The organism is Streptomyces sp. SJL17-4, assembly GCF_036826855.1.
In the GTDB taxonomy this organism is placed as follows: domain Bacteria; phylum Actinomycetota; class Actinomycetes; order Streptomycetales; family Streptomycetaceae; genus Streptomyces.
This window is the reverse complement of sequence record NZ_CP104578.1, coordinates 7,050,685-7,075,143: the sequence shown is the minus strand read 5'-3', so window position 1 is coordinate 7,075,143 and position 24,459 is coordinate 7,050,685. Positions and strand designations below refer to the sequence as shown.

At 71.2% G+C, this 24,459-nt stretch carries 24 protein-coding genes; 3 read left to right on the top strand and 21 right to left on the bottom strand.

The genetic code is table 11. From position 1 onward, the window contains the following. Positions 1 to 2 precede the first annotated feature (2 nt). Both N5875_RS31905 and pyrR read right to left on the bottom strand, forming a co-directional pair. The gene (locus N5875_RS31905; protein WP_318206771.1) at positions 3 to 983 is read right to left on the bottom strand and encodes an aspartate carbamoyltransferase catalytic subunit; all 981 of its coding nucleotides are present in this window, start codon (positions 981 to 983) and stop codon (positions 3 to 5) included. 86 nt (positions 984 to 1,069) lie between these two features. Next, positions 1,070 to 1,636, bottom strand: a complete 567-nt coding sequence (gene pyrR / locus N5875_RS31900) for a bifunctional pyr operon transcriptional regulator/uracil phosphoribosyltransferase PyrR (protein ID WP_266963942.1) — start codon at positions 1,634 to 1,636, stop codon at positions 1,070 to 1,072. A gap of 246 nt (positions 1,637 to 1,882) precedes the next feature. Here pyrR and bldD point away from each other — a divergent pair, with 246 nt between their 5' ends. After that, positions 1,883 to 2,383, top strand: a complete 501-nt coding sequence (gene bldD, locus N5875_RS31895) for a transcriptional regulator BldD (protein WP_015032294.1) — start codon at positions 1,883 to 1,885, stop codon at positions 2,381 to 2,383. Between the two features lie 188 nt (positions 2,384 to 2,571). Here the strand turns inward: bldD and nusB are convergent, their stop codons facing one another. The 8 genes from nusB to aroC form a co-directional block, all read right to left on the bottom strand. Then, positions 2,572 to 3,009 carry a transcription antitermination factor NusB gene (gene nusB / locus N5875_RS31890; protein ID WP_030316299.1) on the bottom strand — a complete coding sequence of 146 codons (438 nt, stop codon included), beginning with the start codon at positions 3,007 to 3,009 and terminating at the stop codon, positions 2,572 to 2,574. Positions 3,010 to 3,011: 2 nt separating this feature from the next. Next, positions 3,012 to 3,578 carry an elongation factor P gene (efp, locus tag N5875_RS31885; protein WP_030316297.1) on the bottom strand — a complete coding sequence of 189 codons (567 nt, stop codon included), beginning with the start codon at positions 3,576 to 3,578 and terminating at the stop codon, positions 3,012 to 3,014. A 49-nt stretch (positions 3,579 to 3,627) separates the two neighbouring features. Continuing rightward, entirely contained in the window at positions 3,628 to 4,740 is a 1,113-nt protein-coding gene (locus N5875_RS31880; protein WP_338497652.1) for an aminopeptidase P family protein, read from the bottom strand. A 131-nt stretch (positions 4,741 to 4,871) separates the two neighbouring features. Next, positions 4,872 to 5,708 (bottom strand): AAA family ATPase, encoded by an 837-nt coding sequence (locus tag N5875_RS31875; RefSeq protein ID WP_318207359.1) that lies wholly within the window; start codon positions 5,706 to 5,708, stop codon positions 4,872 to 4,874. A gap of 428 nt (positions 5,709 to 6,136) precedes the next feature. After that, positions 6,137 to 6,583: a type II 3-dehydroquinate dehydratase gene (gene aroQ / locus N5875_RS31870; protein WP_318206775.1), complete on the bottom strand. Its 447-nt coding sequence runs from the start codon at positions 6,581 to 6,583 to the stop codon at positions 6,137 to 6,139. Then, complete coding sequence (aroB, locus tag N5875_RS31865; RefSeq protein WP_318206776.1) at positions 6,580 to 7,677, bottom strand: 3-dehydroquinate synthase; 1,098 nt, start codon at positions 7,675 to 7,677, stop codon at positions 6,580 to 6,582. The genes aroQ and aroB overlap by 4 nt, the downstream gene beginning before the upstream one ends. Continuing rightward, positions 7,674 to 8,195: a shikimate kinase gene (locus N5875_RS31860; protein ID WP_338497649.1), complete on the bottom strand. Its 522-nt coding sequence runs from the start codon at positions 8,193 to 8,195 to the stop codon at positions 7,674 to 7,676. Before N5875_RS31860 ends, aroB begins: the two co-directional genes overlap by 4 nt. After that, positions 8,192 to 9,376: a chorismate synthase gene (gene aroC, locus N5875_RS31855; protein ID WP_318206778.1), complete on the bottom strand. Its 1,185-nt coding sequence runs from the start codon at positions 9,374 to 9,376 to the stop codon at positions 8,192 to 8,194. Before aroC ends, N5875_RS31860 begins: the two co-directional genes overlap by 4 nt. 215 nt (positions 9,377 to 9,591) lie before the next feature. Between aroC and N5875_RS31850 the strand changes: the two genes are divergently transcribed. Then, entirely contained in the window at positions 9,592 to 10,047 is a 456-nt protein-coding gene (locus N5875_RS31850; RefSeq protein ID WP_338497647.1) for a spore-associated protein A, read from the top strand. Positions 10,048 to 10,132: 85 nt separating this feature from the next. Here N5875_RS31850 and N5875_RS31845 read toward each other — a convergent pair whose 3' ends face one another. From N5875_RS31845 to N5875_RS31820, 6 genes are all read right to left on the bottom strand, one after another. Continuing rightward, positions 10,133 to 10,954, bottom strand: a complete 822-nt coding sequence (locus tag N5875_RS31845; protein ID WP_338497645.1) for a shikimate dehydrogenase — start codon at positions 10,952 to 10,954, stop codon at positions 10,133 to 10,135. Beyond that, positions 10,951 to 12,783 (bottom strand): endolytic transglycosylase MltG, encoded by a 1,833-nt coding sequence (gene mltG / locus N5875_RS31840; RefSeq protein ID WP_338497643.1) that lies wholly within the window; start codon positions 12,781 to 12,783, stop codon positions 10,951 to 10,953. The genes N5875_RS31845 and mltG overlap by 4 nt, the downstream gene beginning before the upstream one ends. A 102-nt stretch (positions 12,784 to 12,885) precedes the next feature. Further along, positions 12,886 to 13,350, bottom strand: coding sequence for a Holliday junction resolvase RuvX (ruvX, locus tag N5875_RS31835; protein ID WP_189832423.1), 465 nt, complete (start codon positions 13,348 to 13,350; stop codon positions 12,886 to 12,888). Positions 13,351 to 13,352: 2 nt separating this feature from the next. Next, positions 13,353 to 16,022: an alanine--tRNA ligase gene (gene alaS, locus N5875_RS31830; RefSeq protein WP_318206781.1), complete on the bottom strand. Its 2,670-nt coding sequence runs from the start codon at positions 16,020 to 16,022 to the stop codon at positions 13,353 to 13,355. Further along, a complete protein-coding gene (locus N5875_RS31825) occupies positions 16,022 to 16,378 on the bottom strand; it encodes a DUF6167 family protein (protein ID WP_338497641.1) in 357 nt (118 codons plus the stop codon). The genes alaS and N5875_RS31825 overlap by 1 nt, the downstream gene beginning before the upstream one ends. Before the next feature lie 6 nt (positions 16,379 to 16,384). Next, on the bottom strand, positions 16,385 to 16,822 hold the full coding sequence (locus N5875_RS31820; protein WP_318206783.1) for a DUF948 domain-containing protein: 438 nt from the start codon (positions 16,820 to 16,822) through the stop codon (positions 16,385 to 16,387). Between the two features lie 158 nt (positions 16,823 to 16,980). On the opposite strand from N5875_RS31820, the gene N5875_RS31815 reads away from it, so the two are divergent. Then, entirely contained in the window at positions 16,981 to 19,257 is a 2,277-nt protein-coding gene (locus tag N5875_RS31815) for an AAA family ATPase (protein ID WP_338497639.1), read from the top strand. 49 nt (positions 19,258 to 19,306) lie between these two features. Here N5875_RS31815 and rpsD read toward each other — a convergent pair whose 3' ends face one another. From rpsD to hisS, 5 genes are all read right to left on the bottom strand, one after another. After that, on the bottom strand, positions 19,307 to 19,921 hold the full coding sequence (gene rpsD, locus N5875_RS31810; protein ID WP_024758279.1) for a 30S ribosomal protein S4: 615 nt from the start codon (positions 19,919 to 19,921) through the stop codon (positions 19,307 to 19,309). Positions 19,922 to 20,277: 356 nt separating this feature from the next. Beyond that, a complete protein-coding gene (locus N5875_RS31805; protein ID WP_338497633.1) occupies positions 20,278 to 20,964 on the bottom strand; it encodes an HNH endonuclease family protein in 687 nt (228 codons plus the stop codon). A 27-nt stretch (positions 20,965 to 20,991) separates the two neighbouring features. Further along, positions 20,992 to 22,344, bottom strand: a complete 1,353-nt coding sequence (locus N5875_RS31800; protein ID WP_318207360.1) for a replication-associated recombination protein A — start codon at positions 22,342 to 22,344, stop codon at positions 20,992 to 20,994. A 54-nt stretch (positions 22,345 to 22,398) separates the two neighbouring features. Next, positions 22,399 to 23,025 carry a vitamin K epoxide reductase family protein gene (locus N5875_RS31795; RefSeq protein ID WP_318206786.1) on the bottom strand — a complete coding sequence of 209 codons (627 nt, stop codon included), beginning with the start codon at positions 23,023 to 23,025 and terminating at the stop codon, positions 22,399 to 22,401. Between the two features lie 165 nt (positions 23,026 to 23,190). Continuing rightward, complete coding sequence (gene hisS / locus N5875_RS31790; RefSeq protein WP_318206787.1) at positions 23,191 to 24,453, bottom strand: histidine--tRNA ligase; 1,263 nt, start codon at positions 24,451 to 24,453, stop codon at positions 23,191 to 23,193. Positions 24,454 to 24,459: the final 6 nt, after the last annotated feature.

Here is a 24,459-nt window from a genome sequence, read left to right as displayed (position 1 = left end):
GGTTACTTGTTCTCCTCGGTACGGGTGTGGGTGACGGCGGAGTCGTTGCCGCCCAGAAGCAGGTAGAGGACCGCCATCCGGACGGAGACGCCGTTGGCGACCTGCTCGACGACCGTGCAGCGGTCGGAGTCGGCGACCTCGGCGGTGATCTCCATGCCGCGGACCATGGGGCCGGGGTGCATGACGATGGCGTGCTCGGGCATCTTCGCCATCCGCTCGCCGTCGAGCCCGTACCGGCGGGAGTACTCGCGCTCGGTGGGGAAGAAGGCGGCGTTCATCCGCTCTCGCTGCACACGCAGCATCATGACCGCGTCGGACTTCGGCAGCACGCGGTCGAGGTCGTACGAGACCTCGCAGGGCCAGGTCTCGACGCCGACGGGGACCAGGGTGGGCGGGGCCACCAGGGTGACCTCCGCGCCGAGGGTGTGCAGCAGGTCGACGTTGGAGCGGGCGACGCGGCTGTGCAGGACGTCGCCGACGAGCGTGATCCGCTTGCCCGCGAGGTCCTGGCCGAGTCCGGCGTCGCGGCCGACCAGGCGGCGGCGCATGGTGAAGGCGTCCAGGAGGGCCTGGGTGGGGTGCTGGTGGGTGCCGTCGCCGGCGTTGATGACGGGGGCGTCGATCCAGCCGGAGGTGGCGAGGCGGTACGGGGCTCCGGAGGCGCCGTGGCGGATGACGACCGCGTCGACGCCCATGGCCTCCAGGGTCTGCGCGGTGTCCTTGAGGGACTCGCCCTTGGAGACGCTGGAGCCCTTGGCCGCGAAGTTGATGACGTCGGCGGAGAGGCGCTTCTCGGCGGCCTCGAAGGAGATCCGGGTCCGGGTGGAGTCCTCGAAGAACAGGTTGCAGATGGTCCGGCCGCGCAGGGTCGGCAGCTTCCGGATGGGCCGGTCGGCCACCCGGGCCATCTCCTCGGCGGTGTCGAGGATCAGGACGGCGTCGTCGCGGGTGAGGTCGGCGGCCGAGATGAGGTGACGCATCATCGGTGTGTCTCTCCGTGGTGGGGAGGTGTGAGGGCATGCGGGGGCGCAGGGGGGTGCCCCGGCCCCGCGGGGGAAAGCCGGTCCGGCTAGGCGGTGGGCCGGGCACCGAGCAGGACGGTGTCGCGACCGTCCTCCTCGGCGAGCTGGACCTTGACCGTCTCCCGCAGCGACGTGGGGAGGTTCTTGCCGACGTAGTCGGCGCGGATCGGAAGCTCGCGGTGGCCGCGGTCGACGAGGACGGCGAGCTGGACCGCACGGGGGCGGCCGATGTCGCCGAGGGCGTCGAGGGCGGCGCGGATGGTGCGGCCGGAGAAGAGCACGTCGTCGACGAGGACGACGAGGCGGCCGTCGACGCCGTCACCGGGGATCTCGGTGCGGCCGAGGGCGCGGGCCGGCTTCATCCGCAGGTCGTCCCGGTACATGGTGATGTCCAGGGAGCCGACCGGGATCTTGGTGCCGGTGATCGATTCGAGCTTCTCGGCGAGCCGGCGGGCGAGGAAGACGCCGCGGGTGGGAATGCCGAGGAGAACCACGTCGTCCGCGCCCTTGGCGCGCTCGACGATCTCGTGTGCGATGCGGGTCAGGACCCGCGCGATGTCCGGGGCCTCGAGAACGGGCCGCGCGTCGTCGCCGTACTTCTGCTGGGTGTCCATGAAAAAACGGACCTCCTTCTCCGCCTCACGGGACGGCTCTTAAAGGACGTCGGATTTGCGACGTCAACGATACCAGGGGCGGACGGAAGCCTCCCTCGTACCCCTGCCGCCACTCCGCGCGCCGTCCCCCGGGAGGGGGCGGTACGGACCATTCGGCTTGACGGGAAAGAGTAACGCTGCGTAACCTCACAGTGAGTTACCAGCCGCGCGGCGCAGCCGCATGTCGTCACAGCGTCCGGGAGCGTTATGTCCAGCGAATACGCAAAGCAGCTCGGGGCCAAACTCCGTGCCATCCGCACCCAGCAGGGTCTCTCGCTCCACGGGGTGGAGGAGAAGTCCCAGGGCCGTTGGAAGGCCGTGGTGGTCGGTTCGTACGAGCGTGGCGACCGCGCGGTGACCGTGCAGCGCCTTGCCGAGCTGGCCGACTTCTACGGGGTGCCGGTCCAGGAGCTCCTGCCGGGCACCACGCCGGGCGGGGCCGCCGAGCCGCCGCCGAAGCTCGTTCTGGATCTGGAGCGCCTGGCGCACGTCCCCCAGGAGAAGGCGGGCCCGCTCCAGCGCTACGCGGCGACGATCCAGTCGCAGCGCGGCGACTACAACGGCAAGGTGCTGTCGATCCGTCAGGACGACCTGCGCACCCTCGCCGTCATCTACGACCAGTCCCCCTCGGTCCTCACCGAGCAGCTCATCAGCTGGGGCGTCCTCGACGCGGACGCGCGCCGCGCGGTCGCCCACGAGGAGAACTGACCCCTTCAGGGGACCCAGCAGAAACGTACCGCCGGGCCCGTGGACGTCATCCGACGTCCACGGGCCCGGCGCTTTTCGCCCTCGCGAACGAGGGGCCCGGGATACGTCGAAGGGGCCCGCAGCACGAGTGCTGCGGGCCCCTTCGACTGCCGGTGACGTCCGGGGCCTGTCGGACAGGCCCTACGGACTCAGACGTCCGCGTCCCGGCGCAGACGCGGCTTCAAGTCCTTGAAGCGCGCCAGAAGACCGTTGACGAAGGTCGGGGACTCGTCCGTGGAGAACTCCTTGGCGAGCTGCACCGCCTCGTCGATCGCGACCGCGTCCGGCGTGCCGTCCTCCCAGATCAGCTCGTACGCACCGAGGCGCACGATGTTCCGGTCGGCGACGGGCATCCGGTCGAGGTCCCAGTCCACCGCGTAGGTCGCGATGAGCTCGTCGATCCGAGCCACATGGGACGCGTAGCCCTCGACCAGCTGCATGGTGAAGTCGTTCACCGGCGGCTGGCGGTCGTCCGACCGCGCGTGGCGGACCTGGTCCGCGAGAACCTCCTGGACGGAGGCACCACGCTGGTCCGCCTCGAAGAGGATCTGGAAGGCGCGCTTGCGGGCCTTGCTCCGAGCGGCCACGGTTACTTGTTCACCCGGCCGAGGTAGTCGCTGGTGCGGGTGTCGACCTTGATCTTCTCACCGGTGGTGATGAAGAGCGGGACCTGGATCTCGTGGCCGGTCTCCAGCGTGGCGGGCTTGGTGCCGCCGGTGGAGCGGTCGCCCTGGACGCCCGGGTCGGTGTGCTTGATCGTCAGCTCGACGGCGGCCGGAAGCTCGACGTAGAGCACCTCGCCCTCGTGCTGGGCGACGGAGGCGGTGAAGCCCTCGATGAGGAAGTTGGCGGCGTCACCGACGGACTTGCGGTCGACCATGAGCTGGTCGTAGGTCTGCTCGTCCATGAAGACGAAGTAGTCGCCGTCCATGTAGGAGAACTGCATGTCGCGGCGGTCGATGGTGGCCGTCTCGACCTTCACGCCGGCGTTGAAGGTCTTGTCGACGACCTTGCCGGACAGCACGTTCTTGAGCTTGGTGCGCACGAAGGCCGGGCCCTTGCCGGGCTTGACGTGCTGGAACTCGACGACGGACCAGAGCTGGCCCCCGTCGAGCTTGAGCACCATGCCGTTCTTGAGGTCGTTCGTGGAAGCCACGGTTGCGGAATCTCCTGGACTGACGTGGGACCGCGGAGACGCACGCGCCCTACAGCGCGAGCAGCTCCTTGGTCGTGATGGTGAGTAGCTCGGGTCCGCCGTCCGCCTCCTGGCGCACGACGAGCGTGTCATCGATCCGGACCCCGCCCCGTCCCGGGAGGTGAACCCCCGGTTCGACGGTGACCGGCACACAAGCGTCCAGTTTACCCATGGCCGAGGGTGAGAGCTGCGGGTCCTCGTCGATTTCGAGCCCCACCCCGTGCCCGGTAAGGGGTACGGCGGCCTCTCCGTGCCCCGCCGAGGCCAGAATCTGGCGGGCCGCCCGGTCCACGTCGCGGTACTCGGCGCCCGGTGCGAGGGACTCCCGCCCGGCCCGCTGAGCGGCGAAGACGAGCTCGTACAGCTCGATCTGCCAGTCGGCGGGCGTCGTCCCGATGACGAAGGTGCGGCCGATCTCGCAGCGGTAGCCGCGGTAGTCGGCGCCGAGGCAGACGGAAAGGAAATCTCCCTCCTCGACCCGGCGGTCGGTGGGCCGGTGCCCACGGCGGCCGGAGTGCGGGCCGGTCGCCACCGAGGTCGGGAAGGCGGCCCCGTCGGCGCCGTGGTCGACGAGCCGCCGCTCCAGCTCCAGGGCGAGGTGCCGCTCGGTCCGCCCCACCAGGATCGACTCCAGGAGCTCGCCGAGCGCCTGATCGGCGATCTCGGCGGCGATCCGGAGGCAGGCGATCTCGTCCTCGTCCTTGACGATCCTCAGCTGCTCCACGGCGCAGGCGAGGTCGGCGAGCCGCAGTCCGGGCGCGACGGAGCCCATGGCCCGGTGCCGGGTCACGGTCAGATCGTGCTCCTCGACCGCCAGCTCGTCGGCGCCCGCCCGGCGGGCGAGGTCGACGGCGGCGACGGCCGGATCACCGCCGCCCGCGGGCAGCACCTGCCGGCGGAGGAGTTCGTCGAGCCGTCCGTCGGCCGGTTCGCCGGTGGGCGCGACCGGGCAGAGCAGGACGTCCGCCTCGGGCTCCGGCCCGACGAGGAGGACCGCGCCCGAGGGCGAACCGCCCGCGAGATAGCGGACGTTGGCAGGGCGGGAGACCAGGGCCGCCGGGCTGCCCGCGGCCGCGCACCGATCGCGCAGCCGTACACGGCGGTCCGCATACACCTCTGACATGCTCCGAGCGTACGAGGAGCGGGGCGCGGCGGCCTGTTCAGAACGGCCGACCGGGCAGGAAGCCCGCCGAGCCGTGCCGGGCACCCCCGGGCCGGACAGGCTTCCCGGGCCCGGGGTGCCCGGCCCGGGGGTCACCAGGTGGGCGGGCTGGCGATCGCGCGGGCCAGGACGTCGTCGAGCACACGGGCGGTGGTCTCGACGTCGTACGTGGAGTTGTCGATGATCGGCAGCCCGGAGCCGTACCAGCCGGCCATCCGGCCGTGGATGGCGGCGACCTCCTCGTCCGAGAGGCGCCGGTTGCCGCTGCGCTCGGCGTTGCGCTCCAGGACGATCTCCAGACCGGGCAGGAGCACCACGGGCAGCAGTCCGGGGCCGACGTGGCGCTTCCAGCCGCCGAGGCCGACGACGGGCCGGTCCGGGAAGACGGCGTCGTCGACGATGCAGGAGATGCCGTTGGCGAGGAAGTTGCGCGCGGCGAAGCCGCAGGTGCGGCGGGCGAGCCGGTACTGCGCCTCGGAGTGCTCGTTCCACCCGGACTGCGGGTCGGCGAAGCCGGAGCAGACCCACTCGCGGACGTCGTCGAGGCTGATGTGCGCGGTGGGCACCCGGCGGCGCTGCGCCCAGTGCCGGGCGACGGTGGTCTTGCCGGCGCCCGCGGGGCCGATGAGCAGCACGGCGAGGGTCGCCGCCCCGGTCCCGCCTCCGTGCTCCACGGCGGGCGCGAGAGGCGCGCTCACGGGCGGCAGGGGCACCTGTCCGGTGAGGTCGGCGCGCGGGGGCTGCCCGCCGGGATACCGCGACCCACCCGGGTGCTGCGGCCCGCCGGAATGCTGCGGTACGGCTCCGGGGCCGCCCCAGCCGGGTGTCCCGGGCCCCGCGGGGGGCACGGAACGCGGGGGCGGGGCGGAGTGCGGGTGCGGCGCGGCCTGCGGGGGCCGGGGCGCACCGCTCTGGACGGCCGGGTGCACGCCGAGCCGGGATCCGGCGGGCGGACCCGGGTACGGGGCGCCGGGCGGAGGCGGCGGTATCGGCGGACGCCCGCCGGGGGCGCTGTCGCCCGGGGCGCCGCCGGCCGCGGACACGGGTCCGGGTCCTGACCCGACTCCGGGTGCGGTGCCTACTCCCGGTCCGGACCCGGCTCCCGGTCCGGTCCCTGTCCCGGGAACGCCCCCGGGCGCGGAAGCGGAATCGGGAACGGGTCCCGAGCCGGTGCCGGTACCGGGGCCGGCCGCCCGGCCCGGTCGCTCCGGCGGTGGCAGCGGACCCCCCACTGCGTGCTGCATCCGGTCCCACTCCGTCTCGTACGCCTGTTGTATCCGGTGTATCCGGTGCGCCGGAACGTTACCGCCCACGGCCCCCACCAGGGGAACGGCCGGGGCCTCCCCCTGGTGCCCCGTCAGCCCGTCAGTTCCTCGGCGAGCGCCCGCAGCGCCAGCCGGTAGGAGCCGATCCCGAACCCGGCGACCGTCCCGGTCGCCACGGCCGCGACGACCGAGGTGTGCCGGAACTCCTCCCGGGCGTACGGGTTCGAGATGTGGACCTCGATCAGCGGCGCCGTCCGCTGGGCGGCCGCGTCGCGCATCCCGTACGAGTAGTGCGTGAACGCACCCGGGTTGATCACCACCGGGATCGAGCGGTCCGCGGCCTCGTGCAGCCAGCGGATCATCTCGCCCTCGTCGTTCGTCTCCCGCACCTCGACGTCGAAGCCGAGCTCCGCGCCGAGGGTCTTGCAGGACTCGACGAGCCCCTTGTAGGAGGTGGCGCCGTAGATGTCGGGCTCGCGGGAGCCGAGCCGGCCCAGGTTGGGGCCGTTGAGCACCAGAACGGGACGGGGCTCGCTCACGCGGACACCTCTCCGTACGCCGCGATCAGGACGGCCGGGTCGGGGCTCTCCAGGACGGTCGGCTTGCCGATCCCGTCGAGGACGATGAAGCGCAGCAGGTCGCCGCGGGACTTCTTGTCGACCCGCATGGTCTCCAGCAGCTTGGGCCACTGGTCGCCGCGGTAGGTGAGCGGCAGACCGACGGACTCCAGGATCGCGCGGTGCCGGTCGGCGGTCGCGTCGTCGAGGCGCCCGGCGAGGCGGCCGAGTTCGGCGGCGAAGACCATGCCGACGGAGACGGCGGCACCGTGGCGCCACTTGTACCGCTCGTTCTTCTCGATGGCGTGGGCGAGGGTGTGGCCGTAGTTGAGGATCTCCCGGCGGCCGGCCTCCTTGAGGTCGCCGGAGACGACCTCGGCCTTGACCCTGATCGACCGGACGAGCAGCTCGGCGGTGTGGGGACCGGCGGGGGTACGGGCCGCCTGCGGGTCCTCCTCGATGAGGTCGAGGATCACCGGGTCGACGATGAAGCCGGCCTTGATGACCTCCGCGAGACCGCTGACGTAGTCGTGCACCGGCAGCGAGTCGAGCGCGGCCAGGTCGCAGAGGACCCCGGCGGGCGGGTGGAAGGCGCCGACGAGGTTCTTGCCCTCGGCGGTGTTGATGCCCGTCTTTCCGCCGACGGCCGCGTCGACCATCGCGAGGACGGTGGTCGGTACGGCGACCCAGCGGACGCCCCGCAGCCAGCTCGCGGCGACGAAGCCGGCCAGGTCCGTGGTGGCGCCGCCGCCGACGCCGACGATGACGTCGCTGCGGGTGAAGCCGGTCTGGCCGAGCGCCTTCCAGCAGTAGGCGGCGACCTCGACGGTCTTCGCCTCCTCGGCGTTCGGCACCTGGATGGCGACCGCCTCGTAGCCCTGCTCGGCGAGGTCCGCGCGGAGCGCCTCGCCGGTGTCGGCGAGCGCCTCCGGGTGGATCACCGCGACGCGCTTGGCCTGGTCGCCGATGAGGGCCGGGAGCTCGCCCAGCAGCTGCCGGCCGACCAGCACCTCGTACGGATCCGTTCCGGCGCTGGCCGCGACGTGGATACGGGTGACTTCCTGGTCCGTCGTCATGCGTCCTTCTTCAGATCCAGTGCCGCGAGGACCGCGTCCGCGACCTCTTCGGGGGTGCGGTCGTCGGTGGTGACGACGGCCCGCGCGACTTCGCTGTACAGGTGGCGGCGCGCCTCCATCAGCTCGCGCCACTGCCGCCGCGGGTTGACGGCGAGCAGCGGGCGCGCGGTGTTGAGGCCGACGCGCCTGACCGCCTCGTCGACGTCCATCGAGAGGTACGCCACGGGCAGTCCGGCGAGCAGGGCGCGCGTTCCGGCGTCGAGGATCGCGCCACCGCCGAGGGAGAGGATGCCCTCGTGCTCGGCGACGGCCGCGGCGACCGCGTCCCGCTCCAGAGCGCGGAAGTGCTCCTCCCCGTCCTCGACGAAGATGTCGGAGATCTCACGGCCCTCGGCGGCGACGATGTCGGCGTCGGTGTCCCGGTAGGGCGCGCCGAGCCGTTCGGCCAGGAGCGCGCCCACCGTGGACTTGCCGGAGCCCATGGGCCCGACGAGGACGACCAGGGGACCGCCGGTCACCGGATGCGCAGGTTCTCGAGGTACGAGCGCACGTTGCGGCGGGTCTCCGGGACGCTGTCGCCGCCGAACTTCTCGACGACGGCGTCCGCGAGGACGAGCGCGACCATGGCCTCGGCGACGATGCCGGCCGCGGGGACCGCACAGACGTCGGAGCGCTGGTGGTGGGCCTGGGTGGCCTCGCCGGTGGCGACGTCGACGGTGGCGAGGGCGCGCGGAACGGTCGCGATGGGCTTCATCGCGGCGCGGACCCGCAGCAGCTCACCGGTGGTCAGGCCGCCCTCGGTGCCGCCGGAGCGGCCGGAGGTGCGCTTGAGGCCGTCCTCGGTCTTCACGATCTCGTCGTGGGCCTGCGAGCCGGGCACGCGGGCGAGGTCGAAGCCGTCGCCGACCTCGACGCCCTTGATGGCCTGGATGCCCATGAGGGCGGCGGCGAGCCGCGCGTCGAGACGCCGGTCCCAGTGGACGTGGGAGCCGAGGCCGACGGGCACGCCGTAGGCCAGCACCTCGACGACACCGCCGAGGGTGTCGCCGTCCTTGTGGGCCTGGTCGATCTCGGCGACCATCGCCTTCGACGCGTCGGCGTCGAGGCAGCGGACCGGGTCGGCGTCGAGCTTCTCGACGTCGGCGGGGGTCGGGTAGACGCCGTACGGCGCCTTGGCGGCGGCCAGCTCGACGACGTGCGACACGATCTCGATGCCCGCGGTCTCCTTGATGAAGGAGCGGGCGATCGCGCCGAGGGCGACGCGGGCGGCGGTCTCGCGGGCGCTGGCGCGCTCCAGGATCGGCCGGGCCTCGTCGAAGCCGTACTTCTGCATGCCGGCGAGGTCGGCGTGACCGGGACGCGGCCGGGTCAGGGGCGCGTTGCGGCCCGTCTCCTTGAGCTCGGAGGGGTCGACCGGGTCGGCGGCCATGACCTTCTCCCACTTGGGCCACTCGGTGTTGCCGACCATGACGGCGATCGGGGAACCGAGGGAGAGCCCGTGCCGGACTCCACCCAGGAAGGTGATCTCGTCCTGCTCGAACTTCATCCGGGCGCCACGCCCATAGCCGAGGCGTCGCCGCGCGAGGTGGTCCGCCACCAGCTCAGTGGTGACCGGGACGCCGGCGGGAAGACCCTCCAGTGTCGCGACCAGCGCGGGTCCGTGGGATTCCCCAGCGGTCAGCCAACGCAACCTGCTCAACGATGCTCCTCATGCTCGCGCCTGGGTACTGCGACGGCGCGACCGGGTGCGCGGCCCTGGCCCGCCATCACTGATCCTCCCACGTCCGGCGTGGTCACCTGGTCTCCGGTCCAGCCTTTGGACGATGCGTGCGACCAAAGAGCTCGTTGACGGGGGCCCGACAAAACTGGAACGATCACGGGGCCTTTGCCTCCCGCCCTGCAAAAGGAGAAACCTTGCACAAGATCGCCAAGGCTCTATTCACGCTCGGCGTAACAGCGGCACTAACCATTGGACTAACCACCTCAGCGTCTGCTGCATCAAACCCGGTCAGCGTCTGCGGTTCCGGATACTACGTCCAGTCCTCGCACGAATTGGGGTTCTACATACAGCCTGGAGTACCGGCTGACAGGCCTCAGGCCATCGTTTACCTGCTCTACAACTCCTCAACCGGTTACAACTGCGTAGTAACGGTCGTTACCGGCGAACAGACAGGTCTCCCCGTGAACGCGGGCATTCGCGTCGCAGATGGCAGCTGGATCCAGGATCCCGGCAACTACAACTCGTATGCCGGACCGGTTCGCGTCAAGGCTGCGGGCAAGTGTGTGCAGTACATGGGGTCCACTCGCTGGTGGAGTTCCTCCAACATATACACGGCTTCCTACACGAGCCCTCTAGGTTGGTGTGGCTGAACCCCACGAACACGCTTCGGAAGCGACAGGATGGTACGCCCAGGGGACCTGCCGACTACAGCAGGTCCCCTCCCCTGTTGCTGTGTCAGGGGGTGTCCACCAAAATCGCCGTACGCATTAGCGCCAGCGGTGCCGGAGCACAACCCGTCATCTGTTCGACCTGGAGGACGGCCTGGTGGACGAGGAGGTCGAGGCCGCCGACCACCTTGCCGCCGCGGTCGGACCAGGCGGCGGCGAGCGCGGTCGGCCAGGGGTCGTACAGGACGTCGAAGAGTGTGCCGACGGTGTCGGGGACGGCCGCCGCGAGGGCGTTCGTCGTACCGGCGGGGGTGGTCGCGACGACCAGCGGGGACGCGAAGGCCTCCGCCGCGTCGTCCCAGGCGGCCGTACGGACCTCCACGCCGAGCCGCTCGCCCCAGCCGCGCATCTCCTCGGCGCGCGCCTCGCTCCGTACGTACGCGGTGACGGGCCCCGCGCAGATCCGGGCGAGGGCGGCGAGCGCGGAGGAGGCGGTGGCGCCGGCACCGAGGATCGCCGCCTGCTCCACCTGCTCGACGCCCCGCTCGCGCAGGGCGGCGATCATGCCGGGGATGTCGGTGTTGTCGCCGACCCGGCGGCCGTCCTCGCGGAAGACGACCGTGTTCACCGCCTCGACCGAGGCGGCCGTCTCGCTGATCTCGTCGAGCAGCGGGATGATCGCCCGCTTGAGCGGCATGGTCAGGGACAGCCCGGCCCAGCTGTCGTCCAGCTCGTTGAGGAAGCCGGGCAGCCCGGCCTCGTCGACCTCGAAGCGCTCGTACGACCAGTCGTCGAGGCCCAGCGCGGCGTACGCGGCCCGGTGCAGCACCGGGGAGAGCGAGTGGCCGATCGGCGAACCGAGGACGGCCGCGCGGTGCTGCTTGCTCACTGGCCCTCTTCCCGTTCCTTCTCGTACTCCGCGACGTTCTGGTTGTGTTCCTTGAGGGTCACGGAGAAGACGGTCTTGTTCTCGTTGATCGACACGAAGTAGTACCACGGGCCGTCGGCTGGGTTCATCGCCGAGTTCAGCGCCTCGATGCCGGGGTTGCTGATGGGACCGGGGATGAGGCCCTTCACGTCGTACGCGTACGTGTTGTACGGGTCCTTGATCTTGCGCATCTCCTCCACCGTGCCGACATCGAGGGTGCTCGTACCCCGGAAGTAGTTCACGGTCGAGTCGAACTCCAGGCGGCCCACGGTCTCCACGTTGTTCGGCTTGAGCCGGTTGTAGACGACCCGCGCGACCTTGTCGAAGTCATGCTTGTACTTACCTTCGACCTGCACGAGGCTCGCGACCGTCAGCAACTCCCACGGCCCCTTCAGGCCGTGCGCCGACGCCTTCTCCTCCAGGTCCAGCTTCGCGTACTCCTGGTTCGCGCGGGACACCATCTTGCGGAGCGCTTCCTCGGGCTTGCTGCTCTTGGCGACGGGGTAGCTCGCCGGGAAGAGGAATCCTTCCAGCGGGTCCTTGACGTCCTCGTGGTTCTTGGCCCAGTCGGGCAGGCCGAGCGAGTCCGCCTTCGCGCGGGCGATCTCCTTCGTGGTGCCCGGCTTGAGGTCGAGGCGTTTGTCGAGGGTGTCGTACACCCAGGAGTTGCGCTTGCCCTCGGGGATGACGAGGTTGGCCTGGCTCACCGGGTTGAGCATCAGCGTGACCGCGCTGTCCGCCGACATCTCCTTCTTCAGCGTGTACACGCCGGCCTGGATCGAGATGCCCTTGGGGTTCCTCTGCTGCGCGGAGGTGAAGGCGTCGACGCTCTTGACGACGCCCGCCTTCTTCAGGATGTTGCCGATCTCGTTGCCGAGCGCGCCCTTGGGGATCTCGACCTGGACCTCGCCCGAGCCGCCGCCCGCGTAGTCCTCCGCCGCGCCGAACTGGCCCTGCCAGAACTGGTAGCCGAAGTAGCCGACGCCGCCGACGCCGCCCGCCAGGACGAGCGCGACGACGAGGCAGGCCACGCCGTTCTTGCCCTTGCGCTTGTTCGCCTTGCTCCGGCGTTCGCGGTCGTCGCCGCGGGAGCCGCGGCCACGGCCCGGCTCCTCGTCGTACGCGTCGTCGTCCGGGTCATCGCCGGTGAAGAAGGGGTGCTTCTCCTCCTCCGGCTCCGGGCGTGCCTCTTCCTCCGGCGCCCAGTCGATCACCGGCTCCGGCGGGTTCTGCCGGCGGCCGGGAGGCTGGGGCGGGGGGTACGCCTCGGGCGTGCCGTACAGGTCGGGGTTCTGGCCGCCGTACGGATCGGCCGGGGTCCCGCCGTACGGCATCGCCGCCTGGCCCGTCTCCCAGTTGCCGTCGTACTGCTGTCCGAGGTGCCCGGGCGTGTCGTACCCGCCCTGGCCCTGGTACCCCGTCCCGTACTGCTGCTGGTGCTGCTGCTGCTCGTACGCCTGCTGGTACTGCTGCTGCGCCGCGTGCTGCTGCGCCTGCTGCTGGTACTGGGCCTGCGGATCGACGTACCCCTGCGGCTGCTGCTGGTACTGCTGAGCATGCTGCTGCTGGTGGTTCTGCTGGTACGGGTCGCCCTCGTACCCCTGCGGGACCTGACCGGCCTGACCGCCCTGCCCGTACGGGTCCTGGTAGCCGTGAGCGCCCTGGCCGTACTGGTTTGCCTGCTGCGGGTGCGGGTAGTGCTGCTGCTGGCCCTCCCACCCCTGGTCCCCGTACAGCGGGTCCCCGGGGTGCCACGGTTCGGAGCCGGGGCTCCGGCCATACTCAGTCATCGATCCCCAAAACAGCCGCGAGGCTTCCGGACGATCCGCCTCTACGTAGTGCGGCAGCTGTTCGAACACCGCCGCATCGCGCGGAACGTTACCGTATCGCGATCAGATGACCACTTCGACGCCCTCACCGGGCGGATTACCTGATACCCGTTCGGACTCAAGAGCGTTCTGAAGGATGATCACAGCGGCGGCCTGGTCGATGACGGACCGCCCCTTCTTGGCCTTCACACCGGAGGCCCGCAGCCCCTGGGTCGCGGTGACCGTGGTCATCCGCTCGTCGACGAGACGGACCGGCACCGGGGCGATGCCCTTCGCCATCTCCCCCGCGAAGGCACGGACCTTGGTCGCGGCCGGACCCTCCCGCCCGCTGAGCGAGCGGGGCAGGCCCACGACGACCTCGATCGGCTCGTACTCCGCGACGATCTGGCGGAGCCGCCGGTGGGCGGCCGGGACGTCACGTCCCGGCACGGTCTCCACCGGCGTGGCGAGGACCCCGTCGGGGTCGCACGAGGCGACCCCGATCCGGGCGTCCCCGACATCGACCGCGATACGGCGGCCGCGACGCATCGTCACGCCGTCTCCACCACGAGACGCTCGACGGCGGCGATGGCCTCGCCGACGGCCTCCGGGTCGGTACCGCCGCCCTGGGCGACGTCCGGCTTGCCGCCGCCACCGCCGCCGAGGGCCTTGGCGGCCGTACGGACCAGCTCGCCGGCCTTGAGACCGCGCTCACGGGCGGCCTCGTTGGTGGCGATGACCGTGAGCGGCTTGCCGTTGGCCGTGGTGAACAGGGCGACGACGGCCGGACGGTCGGACGGGATGCGGCCCCGCACGTCGAGGACCAGCTTGCGCAGGTCGTCGGCGCCGGTGCCGTCCTGGACCTGGCCGGTGACGAGGGCGAGGCCGCGGATGTCCTGGGCGGAGTCGACGAGCCCGGCGGCGGCCTGGAGGACCTTCTCCGCGCGGAACTTCTCGATCTCCTTCTCGGCGTCCTTCAGCTTGCCGAGCATGGCGGAGATCTTCTCCGGGAGCTCCTCCGGGCGGCCCTTGACCAGCTCCTGGAGCTGGGCGACGACCGTGTGCTCACGGGCGAGGAAGTTGTACGCGTCGACACCCACGAGGGCCTCGATGCGGCGCACGCCGGAGCCGATGGACGACTCGCCGAGCAGCTTCACCAGACCCAGCTGGGCGGTGTTGCCGACGTGCGTACCGCCGCACAGCTCCTTGGAGAAGTCGCCGATGGTGACGACGCGGACCTGCTCGCCGTACTTCTCGCCGAACTCGGCGATGGCGCCCTGGCGCTTGGCCTCGTTGATCGGCATGACCTCGGCGTGGACCTCGAGCTCGCGCGCGAGGACCTCGTTGATCTTCTGCTCGACGTCGGTGAGGACCGCGCCGGGGACGGCGTTCGGCGAGCCGAAGTCGAAGCGGAAGCGGCCGGGCTGGTTCTCGGAACCGGCCTGGGCGGCCGTCGGGCCGAGGGCGTCACGCAGCGCCTGGTGGGTCAGGTGGGTGGCCGAGTGGGCGCGGGCGATGGCCCGGCGGCGCCTGACGTCGATGCTGGCGTACGCGGTGGCGCCGACGGTCACCTCGCCGACCTGCACGGAGCCCTTGTGGACGGAGACGCCCGGGACCGGCTGCTGGACGTCGCGGATCTCGATGACCGCGCCGCTGTGCAGCTTGATCCGGCCCTGGTCGGCGATCTGGCCGCCGCCCTCGGCGTAGAAGGGGGTCCGGTCGAGGACGACCTCGACCTCGTCGCCCTCGGAGGCGGCCGGCGAGGAGACGCCGTTGACGAGGAGACCGACGACGGTGCTCTCGCCCTCGGTGTTGGTGTAGCCGGTGAACTCGGTGGCGCCGTTGCTGTCGGCGATCTCCCGGTACGAGGTCATGTCGGCGTGGCCGGTCTTCTTGGCCTTGGCGTCGGCCTTGGCGCGGTCCCGCTGCTCCTTCATCAGGCGGCGGAAGCCGTCCTCGTCCACGGAGAGGCCCTGCTCGGAGGCCATCTCCAGGGTGAGGTCGATCGGGAAGCCCCAGGTGTCGTGGAGCAGGAACGCCTTGTCGCCGGAGAGGACCGTGCCGCCGGAGGCCTTGGTCTCGGTCACGGCGGTGTCGAGGATGTTCGTGCCGCCCTTGAGGGCCTTCAGGAAGGCGGCCTCTTCGGCGAGGGCGACGGTCTCGATGCGCTTGCGGTCGGTGACCAGCTCCGGGTACTGCTCGCCCATCGTGTTGATCACGGTGTCGACGAGGTCCTGGACGACCGGGCCGGTGGCGCCGAGCAGGCGCATGTTGCGGACGGCGCGGCGCATGATGCGGCGCAGCACGTAGCCGCGGCCCTCGTTGCCCGGGGTGACGCCGTCGCCGATGAGCATGACGGACGTACGCATGTGGTCGGCGACCACGCGCAGCGAGACGTCGCTGTCGTGGGCCTTGCCGTAGGCGACGCCGGTGAGCTCGGTGGCCTTGTCGATGACGACCTGGAGGGTGTCCGTCTCGTACATGTTCTGGACGCCCTGGAGGATCATCGCCAGGCGCTCGAGACCGAGGCCCGTGTCGATGTTCTTCGACGGCAGCTCGCCGAGGATCGGGAAGTCGTCCTTCCCGGTGCCCTCGCCGCGCTCGTACTGCATGAAGACCAGGTTCCAGATCTCCACGTACCGCTCGTCGTTGACGGCGGGGCCGCCCTCGACGCCGAACTCGGGGCCGCGGTCGTAGTTGATCTCGGAGCACGGGCCGCAGGGGCCGGGGACGCCCATCGACCAGTAGTTGTCCTTCTTGCCGAGGCGCTGGATGCGCTCGGCGGGGACGCCGACGACGTCGCGCCAGATCTGCTCGGCCTCGTCGTCCTCCTGGTAGACGGTGATCCAGAGCTTCTCCGGCTCCAGCCCGTAGCCGCCGTGCGCCACCGGGGTGGTCAGCAGCTCCCAGGCGAGCTTGATGGCGCCTTCCTTGAAGTAGTCGCCGAAGGAGAAGTTGCCGCACATCTGGAAGAACGTGCCGTGGCGGGTGGTCTTGCCGACCTCTTCGATGTCTGGCGTACGCACGCACTTCTGCACGCTGGAGGCGCGCGTGAAGGGCGGCTTGACCTCGCCCAGGAAGTAGGGCTTGAACGGCACCATGCCGGCGGGGACGAGCAGCAGAGTCGGGTCGTCCGCGATGAGCGACGCCGAAGGGACGACGGTGTGCCCGCGCTCCTCGAAGAAGCTCAGCCAGCGGCGGCGGATTTCAGCCGACTCCATCAGTGGTCCTCATTCCGGTTGTACGAGATCGTGGGAATTGAATGCGTGGTCGTGTGCGGGGTGGGGCCGAGCGCGCCCCGGCGGCGCGGCTCCGGAAGCTCCCGGGCCTGGGCCTGGACCGGCTCGACGGCCGGGTCGAGGCCGAGCGCCTCCTCCAGTTCGGCCTCCCGCTGGACCATGCCCGCCCTCACGTCGAGGGCGAAGTCCTTGAGGCGGTGTCCGGTCTCGACGGCCTTGTTCGCCGCCTGGGCGGCGAGGCTCTCGGGGGTCAGCTGCTTCAGCTTCCGGTTGACCTTGGCGGTGGCCCACACGCCGGCGGCTGCGCCGGCCGTGAACCAGAACGTGCGGCGGAACATCGCGGCTCAGCCCTTCTGCTTCCGGCGTCGCGAGGACGGCACGGTACGGCCGACGATCACAGTACGTCGCGAGGAGGCCCGCGGCACGTCCGCGCCGTCCCCGCCGCGGCCGAGCGCCTTGCGCACCCCGTAGCCGAAGGCGGCGACCTTGACGAGCGGGCCGCCGAAGGTGGAGGCGACGGTGGAGGAGAGCGCGGAGGCGTTGGAGGTGACCTCCTGGACGTCCGAGGCGATGGCGTCGACCCGGTCGAGCTGGGTCTGTGCCGAGCGGACGGTCGCGGAGGCGTCGGCCAGCAGGGGAACGGCCTGCTCGGTCACGTCCGCCACCATCTTGGTGGTCGCCCTGAGCGTCTGCGCCAGCCTCACCAGAACCACGGCGAGGAAGGAGACCAGGATCGCCCAGAAGACGGCCACCAGGATCCCGGCAACCTCTCCACCGGTCACTCTGCACCGCTCTCTGCTGTCGTTGGGCCCTTGCGAAAAGTCGTCCCCCGACCCTATCGCGCCCGGGCTGTCGCCCCGAACCGCATTACCGCCTGTGGGACGGGAGTTACGGGAACCGATTGTACGGAGCGCGTGGGGGTGAGTACGCTCCGTGTCCCATGCGACGGAGCAATCTCCCGGCGGAGCTCAACCGGTTCGTCGGACGGACCAGCGAGCAGGCCGCACTGACGGCGCTCCTCGAGGCGTCCCGCCTGGTCACGGTCGTGGGCGTGGGCGGGGTCGGCAAGACCCGGCTCGCCCTGAGGGCTGCCGCGGGGGTGCAGAAACGCTACAGCGACGGGGTCCGGCTCGCCGAGCTCGCGCCGCTGCGCGACCCCGAGCTGATCGAGTACGCCCTGGTCGAGGCGCTCGACCTGACCGACCACACCCCGAGACCTCCGCGCGAGGCGCTCGTCGAGCATCTCGCCGAGCGTCGGACGCTGCTGGTCGTGGACGGCTTCGAGCACCTCGTGGAGCACTGCGCGCCGCTCGTACGGGAGCTCCTCGAACACGCTCCCGGGCTGACCGTCCTCGCGGTCGGCCGGCGGCCCCTGCGGGTGGCGGGCGAGGCCGTGTTCCCGCTGGCACCGCTGGGCGAGACGGAGGCGATGACGCTGCTCGCGGAGCGGGCGGCGGAGGCGGGCGCGCCGAGCCTGCCGGGGGCGGGGGGCGGCGCCTTCCACGCGATTCCGTCACTGACGGGAGCTCCCGCCCACCCGGCCGCGGCCCGGCCCGGTGTCCCCGGAGGTCCGGCCGGCGGCCCGGGCCGGACCGGCGGCCGGGACGCCGTACGGGAGTTGTGCCGGCGTCTTGACGGGATCCCGCTCGCCCTCGAACTGGCGGCGGGGCGGCTGCCGCTGCTCTCCGTCGAGCAGATGCTGGACCGACTCGACGACCGCTTCCGGCTCCTCACGGACGGCACGCGCGGGGCGCTCCCCCGTCATCAGACGCTGCGCACCGCCATCGGCTGGAGTCACGAGCTGTGCACCCCGGAGGAGCGGCTCCTCTGGGCGCGCCTCTCGGTCTTCCCCGGCCCCTTCGACCTGGAGGCGGCGGAGTACGTGTGCGGGGGCCCTGAGCTGCCGCCGGAGCGGATCCTGGATCTCCTCGGCGGGCTGCTCGCGCAGTCGCTGCTCACCCGCGAGGACACGCCGGCGGGTCCCGCGTACCGGATGCTCGACACGGTCGCGGCGTACGGGGCGGAGTGGCTCGTGGCGCTCGACGACACGGAGCGGATGCGGCGTCGGCACCGCGACTGGTACATGGGTCTGGCCACCTGGTGCGAGCTGGAGTGGTTCAGCCCGCGCCAGCCCGAGGTGGCCGCCCTGACGGAGGCGGCGCTGCCGCATCTGCGGGCGGCCCTCGACCTGTGTCTGGAGCTGCCGGAGGACGCGCATCTCGCCCAGCATCTGGCGGGCACGCTCTGGTTCGCGTGGGTGGGCTGCGGGCGCCTCTCGGAGGGCCGGCACTGGCTGGACCGGGCACTTGCGCTCGAATCCGGCCACGAGGAGGCACGGCTCAAGGCGCTCTGGGTGCTCGGATACGTGGCGGTGCTGCAGGGCGACGGTACGGCGGCGGTGGCGGCGCTCCACGAGTGCGGGGAGCGGGCCAGGTCCTCGCGGAACGCGCTGGCGGAGGCGTACGCGACGCATCGGATGGGCTGTCTGGCGCTGCTCACGGACGACATGCCGCGGGCCGAGGAGCTGATCGGGCGGGCGCTCGACGCGTACCGGGAGCTCGGTGAGCTGAACAGCAATGTGCTGATGGCGCAGATCGAGCTGGCGATGGCGCGGGCCTTCCGGGGTGACCAGGAGGGGGCGAGCGCGCTCTCCCGGGAGGTCCGGGACGTCTGCGAGGAGCGGGGCGAGCTGTGGGCGAGGGCGTACGCCCTCTATGTGCTGGGGTATCTGGCGTGGACGCGGGGCGCGTACGGGGAGGCGCGGGAGCTGCTCACCGAGTGCGTGTCGATCAACGACAGCTTCCGTGATCTGGTCGGCCTCGTCCTGGCGATCGAGCTGCTCGCCCTGGTGACGGTGAGCGAGGGTGATCCGACGGAGGCCGCGGTCCTCCAGGGGGCGGCGGTCCCGGTGTGGGACACGGTGGGTGTCCGGCTCTTCGGCTCGGAGGCGTTCGACGTGCCGAGGGCGCTCTGCGAGCGGCAGGCCGAGGAGGCGCTCGGCGCGGAGGCGTACGGCGCCGCGTTCCGGGCGGGTCAGGGGCTCTCGGCGGCGGAGGCGGTGGAGCGGGCACTCGTGGCCGGTCGGAGCCCGGCCCTCGGTGTCGCTCCGGAGGAATCCGCCCCGCGTCCGTTCCGTACGGCCGGCGCGGCGGCGGTCCCGGGAACGCGGAAGCCCGCCGGCTCCCCCACCGGTAAGGGTGGGGAAGCGGCGGGCTGAACACCGCGGGGGTGGTACTACGTCCCCCGGCTTCCGCCGGGGGCCCGCATCAGCGGGCGTAGTACTCGACGACCAGCTGCTCGTCGCAGATGACCGGGATTTCCTTGCGGTTCGGGTCGCGGTCGAGGCGGAAGGCCAGGGCCTTCAGGTTGACCTGCAGGTAGCGCGGGGTCTCACCGTCGGCGGCGAAGCCACCCTCACGGGCGACCTCGAACAGCGGCTTGGTGCGGCTGCGCTCGCGGACCATCACGACGTCGTCGGGACGGACGCGGAACGACGGCTTGTCGACCTTGCCACCGTTGACCTGGATGTGGCCGTGGACGACCATCTGACGGGCCTGGTAGATGGTGCGGGCGATGCCCGAACGCAGGACCAGGGCGTCGAGGCGACGCTCGAGCTCGACGACCAGCGCCTCGCCCGTCTTGCCCTCGGCCTTCTTGGCACGGTCGTAGGCGCGCGCCATCTGGCGCTCGCTGATGTCGTACTGGGCGCGCAGACGCTGCTTCTCGAGCAGACGGACCTTGTAGTCCGAGTTCTGCTTGCGGCCACGGCCGTGCTCGCCCGGCGGGTAGGGGCGGGCCTCGAAGTACTTGACAGCCTTCGGGGTCAGCGCGATGCCGAGGGCACGCGACTTCTTGACCTTGGGACGGGACTGGTTCGGCATGAACCAACCTCTCTACTGGTACGAAACGGCTTCACCAGGGTTAGGGGAGGTCGCATCCGCAGCCGGGAAACCCGTCGGGTCCGTACAGGACGGACCGTGCCGGGCAGCCGCTCCCAGGTCTGGGCACATACGTGCAGCACGCGAACGACCCACCGCCGGTCCCGGGATCCCGGGTGGTGGTGGGTGGCACGCGACACCTTCGAAGGTGCGCGACGCTCCTGGAAACCCCACCCGAGGGTCGGGTCTCCGGCTGACTGTCCCGTTCTGGTGGTGCCGACCGGAGCCGGACACGGGACGCAGCAATCCCGACCAGTGTACCGGCTCCGCGGGACTCCCTCGCACGCGGTCCGGCCGCCTCAGCGGCAGGTGGCGAGCAGCTCCTCGACGGCCTTCTTCTCCGGCGGGGACACCGTGAGTCCGTACTTCGCCTTGATCCCGGTCCAGCGCCGGCCGTACTCGCACCCGTACGCGCTCCTCGGCGGCCGCCACCTGTCCGGGGTCTTGCTGCTCTTGTCGTAGTTGGTCTGCTTGTCGGTGGCGAGCAGCACGTCCAGGTCGTTGGCGTACGTCAGTCGCCGCTCGGGCGTCCACGCCCAGGCGCCCGCACGCCAGGCCGCGCCGAGCGCGACGACGTGGTCGGTCTGGATCTGCGAGGCCTTGCGGTACGAGTAGGGCAGCTCCTTGCCCGTGTACGGGTCGTGCAGGACGCCGGACAGGACGACGCACGGGTTCCGGTCGCCGAGCCGGACGTCGTCGAGGTCCCGGTGAAGCACGTCGTCCCGGGTGTCACAGCCGTTGCGCCCGCCGGGGGCGTCGGTCTCGTCGGACCAGCCGTTCCCGAACTTCGCCCGCTCGTACGTCTGCCAGTTCTCGCCCCAGGCGACCTTGAGCCCGGCGAGCCGTGTGCGCGCTTGCGCGGCGGTGGGCGGGAAGCCGGGGGTGACGAGGGGGAGGACGGTTGCCGTCGGTGCGGGCCGTACGTCGCCGGGTGCGCACGCCACTGCGCTCAGGGCCAGGAGCAGAACTCCCGCTTCACGGATCATGAGGGCGAGGCCAGGCGCGTGCGCTCGCTACTCGTCGCCCTTCAGGCGGGCCCGCACTCGCTCCACCACGTCCGCGTATCTCGCTTCCGCGCCGTAGCGGGTCGGGGCGTAGTACTGCTTGCCGTGGATGGTGTCCGGGGCGTACTGCTGGGCCGCGATGCCGCCCGGGACGTCATGGGGGTAGACGTAGCCCTGGGCGTGGCCGAGCTTGGCCGCGCCCTTGTAGTGGCCGTCGCGCAGATGCGGCGGGACCGATCCCGCGAGGCCGTTGCGCACGTCCGCCAGGGCGGCGCCGATCGCGGTCGTCGCCGCGTTCGACTTCGGGGCCAGGGCCAGGGCGATCGTCGCGTGGCTGAGGGTGAGCGCCGCCTCGGGGAAGCCGATCATCGCGACGGCCTGTGCGGCGGCGACGGCGATCGGCAGCGCGTTCGGATCGGCGAGTCCGATGTCCTCGCTCGCGGAGATCATGAGGCGTCGGGCGATGAAGCGCGGGTCCTCCCCCGCCTCGATCATCCGGGCCAGGTAGTGCAGGGCCGCGTCCACGTCCGAACCGCGGATCGACTTGATGAGCGCGCTGGCCACGTCGTAGTGCTGGTCGCCGTCCCGGTCGTACTTCACGGCCGCGCGGTCGACGGTCTCCTCGACCGTCTCCAGGGTGATCTCCGGCTCGCCCTTGGCGAGGGCCGCGCCCGCGGCCGCCTCCAGGGCGGTCAGGGCGCGCCGGGCGTCGCCGCCGGCGACACGGAGGAGGTGGGCCTCGGCGTCCTCCGGCAGGGTCACGGCCCCGCCGAGCCCGCGCTCGCCGGTGAGCGCCCGGGCCATCAGGCCGCGCAGGTCGTCGTCGGTCAGCGGCTCCAGGGTGAGGAGCAGGGAGCGGGAGAGGAGCGGGGAGATGATCGAGAAGTACGGGTTCTCGGTGGTGGCGGCGATGAGCGTCACCCAGCGGTTCTCGACGGCGGGCAGCAGCGAGTCCTGCTGGGCCTTGGAGAAGCGGTGGATCTCGTCGAGGAAGAGGACGGTCTCCTTGCCGTAGCCGCCGACCGCGCGCCGGGCTCCGTCGATGACGGCGCGGACCTCCTTGACGCCCGCGGTGATCGCCGACAGCTCCACGAACCGCTTGTCGGTCGCCTTGGAGACCACGTACGCCAGGGTCGTCTTCCCGATCCCGGGCGGGCCCCAGAGGATCACCGAGGAGGCGCCGGCCGGGCCGCCGTCGCCGTCGCCCACGAGCCGGCGCAGCGGCGATCCGGGCTTGAGCAGGTGCTTCTGCCCCACCACCTCGTCGAGGGTGCGCGGGCGCATCCGGACGGCCAGCGGGCTGCCGGCGGGGTCCTTCTCCTGGCGGTCTTCGGCTGCTGCGGTAAAGAGGTCGGGCTCCACAGTCATGAAGCCTAGGTCACCGCACTGACAGAGCGGCCCGCGCCGGCCGGACGGTCAGCTCGTCCAGAAGTCCCACCAGCGGGTCAGGATCAGCATGCCGATGATCCCGATGTGGAGGACGGGGAGGACCCAGGTGAACTCGTCGAAGAAGGTCCTGAGGCCGCGCGGGGCGGGGATGACGCCGCTGCGGACGTTGTGCGAGGTCACGTACCAGAACATGACGATGGTGGCGACCCAGGCCAGGCAGCACCACAGGCAGAGCGAGTTGATCTCGTACAGCGACTGGTACATCAGCCAGGTGCAGAAGCCGACGCCGAAGAGGGTGCCGGCGTTGAGGCCGAGCCAGTACCAGCGGCGGTAGCGGGCCCCCGCGAGCAGAGCGAGACCGATCGCGATCACCATGGCGTACGTGACGAGGCCCAGCATCGGGTTCGGGAAGCCGAAGACCGAGGCCTGCTCGCTCTTCATGATGTTGCCGCAGGAGACGATCGGGTTGAGGCTGCACCCGGGGACGAAGTTCGGGTCCTCCAGGAGCTTGAACTTGTCGAGCGTGATGACCCACGCGGCGAGCACCCCGGCCGCTCCGGTGATCACGAGCATCCAGGCGAAGGCCTTGCTCGCCCCGATCGTGCCGTCCTCGTGCCGGCCGGACGCGGCCTCGTCCACCGCTGCCTTCGTCATGTCGCCTGTTCCCTCGCTCGCGGGCCTTGTGGGCACGGTCATTCTGCCGTACGGGGCACCGCGCCCACCGTTCGCCGGAGATAAGTGAAGCGAACATAAGGGCGACGAGAAGGGGCCCGGACCCACGCACGCGCGTGGGTCCGGGCCCCTTCTCCGGAACGTCCGTCAGGCCAGCTTGGCCCGTACCGCGTCGAGCAGCGCGTCCACGGCGACCGCCTGCTGCTCGCCGGACTCCATGTCCTTGAGCTGGACGACACCGTCGGCGAGGTCGCGCTCACCGGCGACGACGGCGAGGCGGGCGCCCGAGCGGTTGGCGTCCTTCATCGCGCCCTTGAGGCCCTTGCCGCCGAACGAGAAGTCCGCGGAGATGCCCTCCCGGCGCAGCTCGGTGACCTTGCCGAAGAGGATCCGGCGGGCCTCCTCGCCGATGGCCACGGCGAAGACGCTGGTGACGGCGGGGAGGTCGAGCTCGACGCCCTCCGCCTCCAGGGCGAGGACCGTACGGTCCACGCCGAGCGCCCAGCCGACGGACGGCAGCGCGGGGCCGCCGATCATCTCGGAGAGGCCGTCGTAGCGACCGCCGCCGCCGACCGCGGACTGCGAGCCCAGACCGCCGTGGACGAACTCGAAGGTGGTGCGGGTGTAGTAGTCCAGGCCGCGCACCAGCTTGGCGTCGTCCTCGAACTCCACGCCCGCCGCGGTGATCAGGGCGCGCACCTCCTCGTGGTACGCCTTGCACGCGTCGCACAGGTAGTCGCCGAGCAGCGGGGCGCCGACGAGCTGCTTCTGCACGGACTCGCGCTTGTCGTCGAGGACCCGCAGCGGGTTGATCTCGGCGCGGCGCAGGGTCTCCTCGTCGAGGTCGAGCCCGCGCAGGAAGCCCTGGAGCGCCTCGCGGTAGACGGGACGGCACTCCTTGTCGCCCAGCGAGTTGAGCAGGATGCGGAAGTTGCGCAGCCCGAGGGAGCGGTACGCCTGGTCGGCCAGGATGATCAGCTCGGCGTCGAGCGCCGGGTCCTCGGAGCCGATCGCCTCGGCGCCGACCTGGGAGAAGTGGCGGTAGCGGCCCGCCTGGGCGCGCTCGTAGCGGTAGTACGAGCCGGAGTACCAGAGCTTCACCGGCAGGTTGCCCTGCTTGTGCAGGTTGGCCTGGAGGGCCGCGCGCAGGACGGAGGCGGTGCCCTCCGGGCGGAGGGCGAGGTGGTCGTTGCCCTTCGTGGTGAGGGTGTACATCTCCTTGGTCACGATGTCGGTGGACTCACCGACACCGCGGGAGAACAGCTCGACGTTCTCGAAACCGGGCGTCTCGATGTAGCCGTAGCCGGAGTTCCTCAGCGGCGTGGAGATCGCGTCCCGGACCGCCAGGAAGGTGGCGGAGCGGGGCGGGATCAGGTCGTACGTGCCCTTGGGGGCCTGAAAGGTGCTCACGAAAGT

Bases quoted from the DNA above. Each gene is read 5' to 3' on its own strand.
- N5875_RS31795 (WP_318206786.1), bottom strand. From the start codon at position 23,025: ATGACGAAGGCAGCGGTGGACGAGGCCGCGTCCGGCCGGCACGAGGAC.
- pyrR (WP_266963942.1), bottom strand. From the start codon at position 1,636: ATGGACACCCAGCAGAAGTACGGCGACGACGCGCGGCCCGTTCTCGAG.
- aroB (WP_318206776.1), bottom strand. From the start codon at position 7,677: ATGACGACGGACCAGGAAGTCACCCGTATCCACGTCGCGGCCAGCGCC.
- ruvX (WP_189832423.1), bottom strand. From the start codon at position 13,350: ATGCGTCGCGGCCGCCGTATCGCGGTCGATGTCGGGGACGCCCGGATC.
- alaS (WP_318206781.1), bottom strand. From the start codon at position 16,022: ATGGAGTCGGCTGAAATCCGCCGCCGCTGGCTGAGCTTCTTCGAGGAG.
- N5875_RS31805 (WP_338497633.1), bottom strand. From the start codon at position 20,964: ATGATCCGTGAAGCGGGAGTTCTGCTCCTGGCCCTGAGCGCAGTGGCG.
- bldD (WP_015032294.1), top strand. From the start codon at position 1,883: ATGTCCAGCGAATACGCAAAGCAGCTCGGGGCCAAACTCCGTGCCATC.
- N5875_RS31905 (WP_318206771.1), bottom strand. From the start codon at position 983: ATGATGCGTCACCTCATCTCGGCCGCCGACCTCACCCGCGACGACGCC.
- N5875_RS31815 (WP_338497639.1), top strand. From the start codon at position 16,981: ATGCGACGGAGCAATCTCCCGGCGGAGCTCAACCGGTTCGTCGGACGG.
- rpsD (WP_024758279.1), bottom strand. From the start codon at position 19,921: ATGCCGAACCAGTCCCGTCCCAAGGTCAAGAAGTCGCGTGCCCTCGGC.
- N5875_RS31825 (WP_338497641.1), bottom strand. From the start codon at position 16,378: ATGTTCCGCCGCACGTTCTGGTTCACGGCCGGCGCAGCCGCCGGCGTG.
- mltG (WP_338497643.1), bottom strand. From the start codon at position 12,783: ATGACTGAGTATGGCCGGAGCCCCGGCTCCGAACCGTGGCACCCCGGG.
- N5875_RS31880 (WP_338497652.1), bottom strand. From the start codon at position 4,740: ATGTCAGAGGTGTATGCGGACCGCCGTGTACGGCTGCGCGATCGGTGC.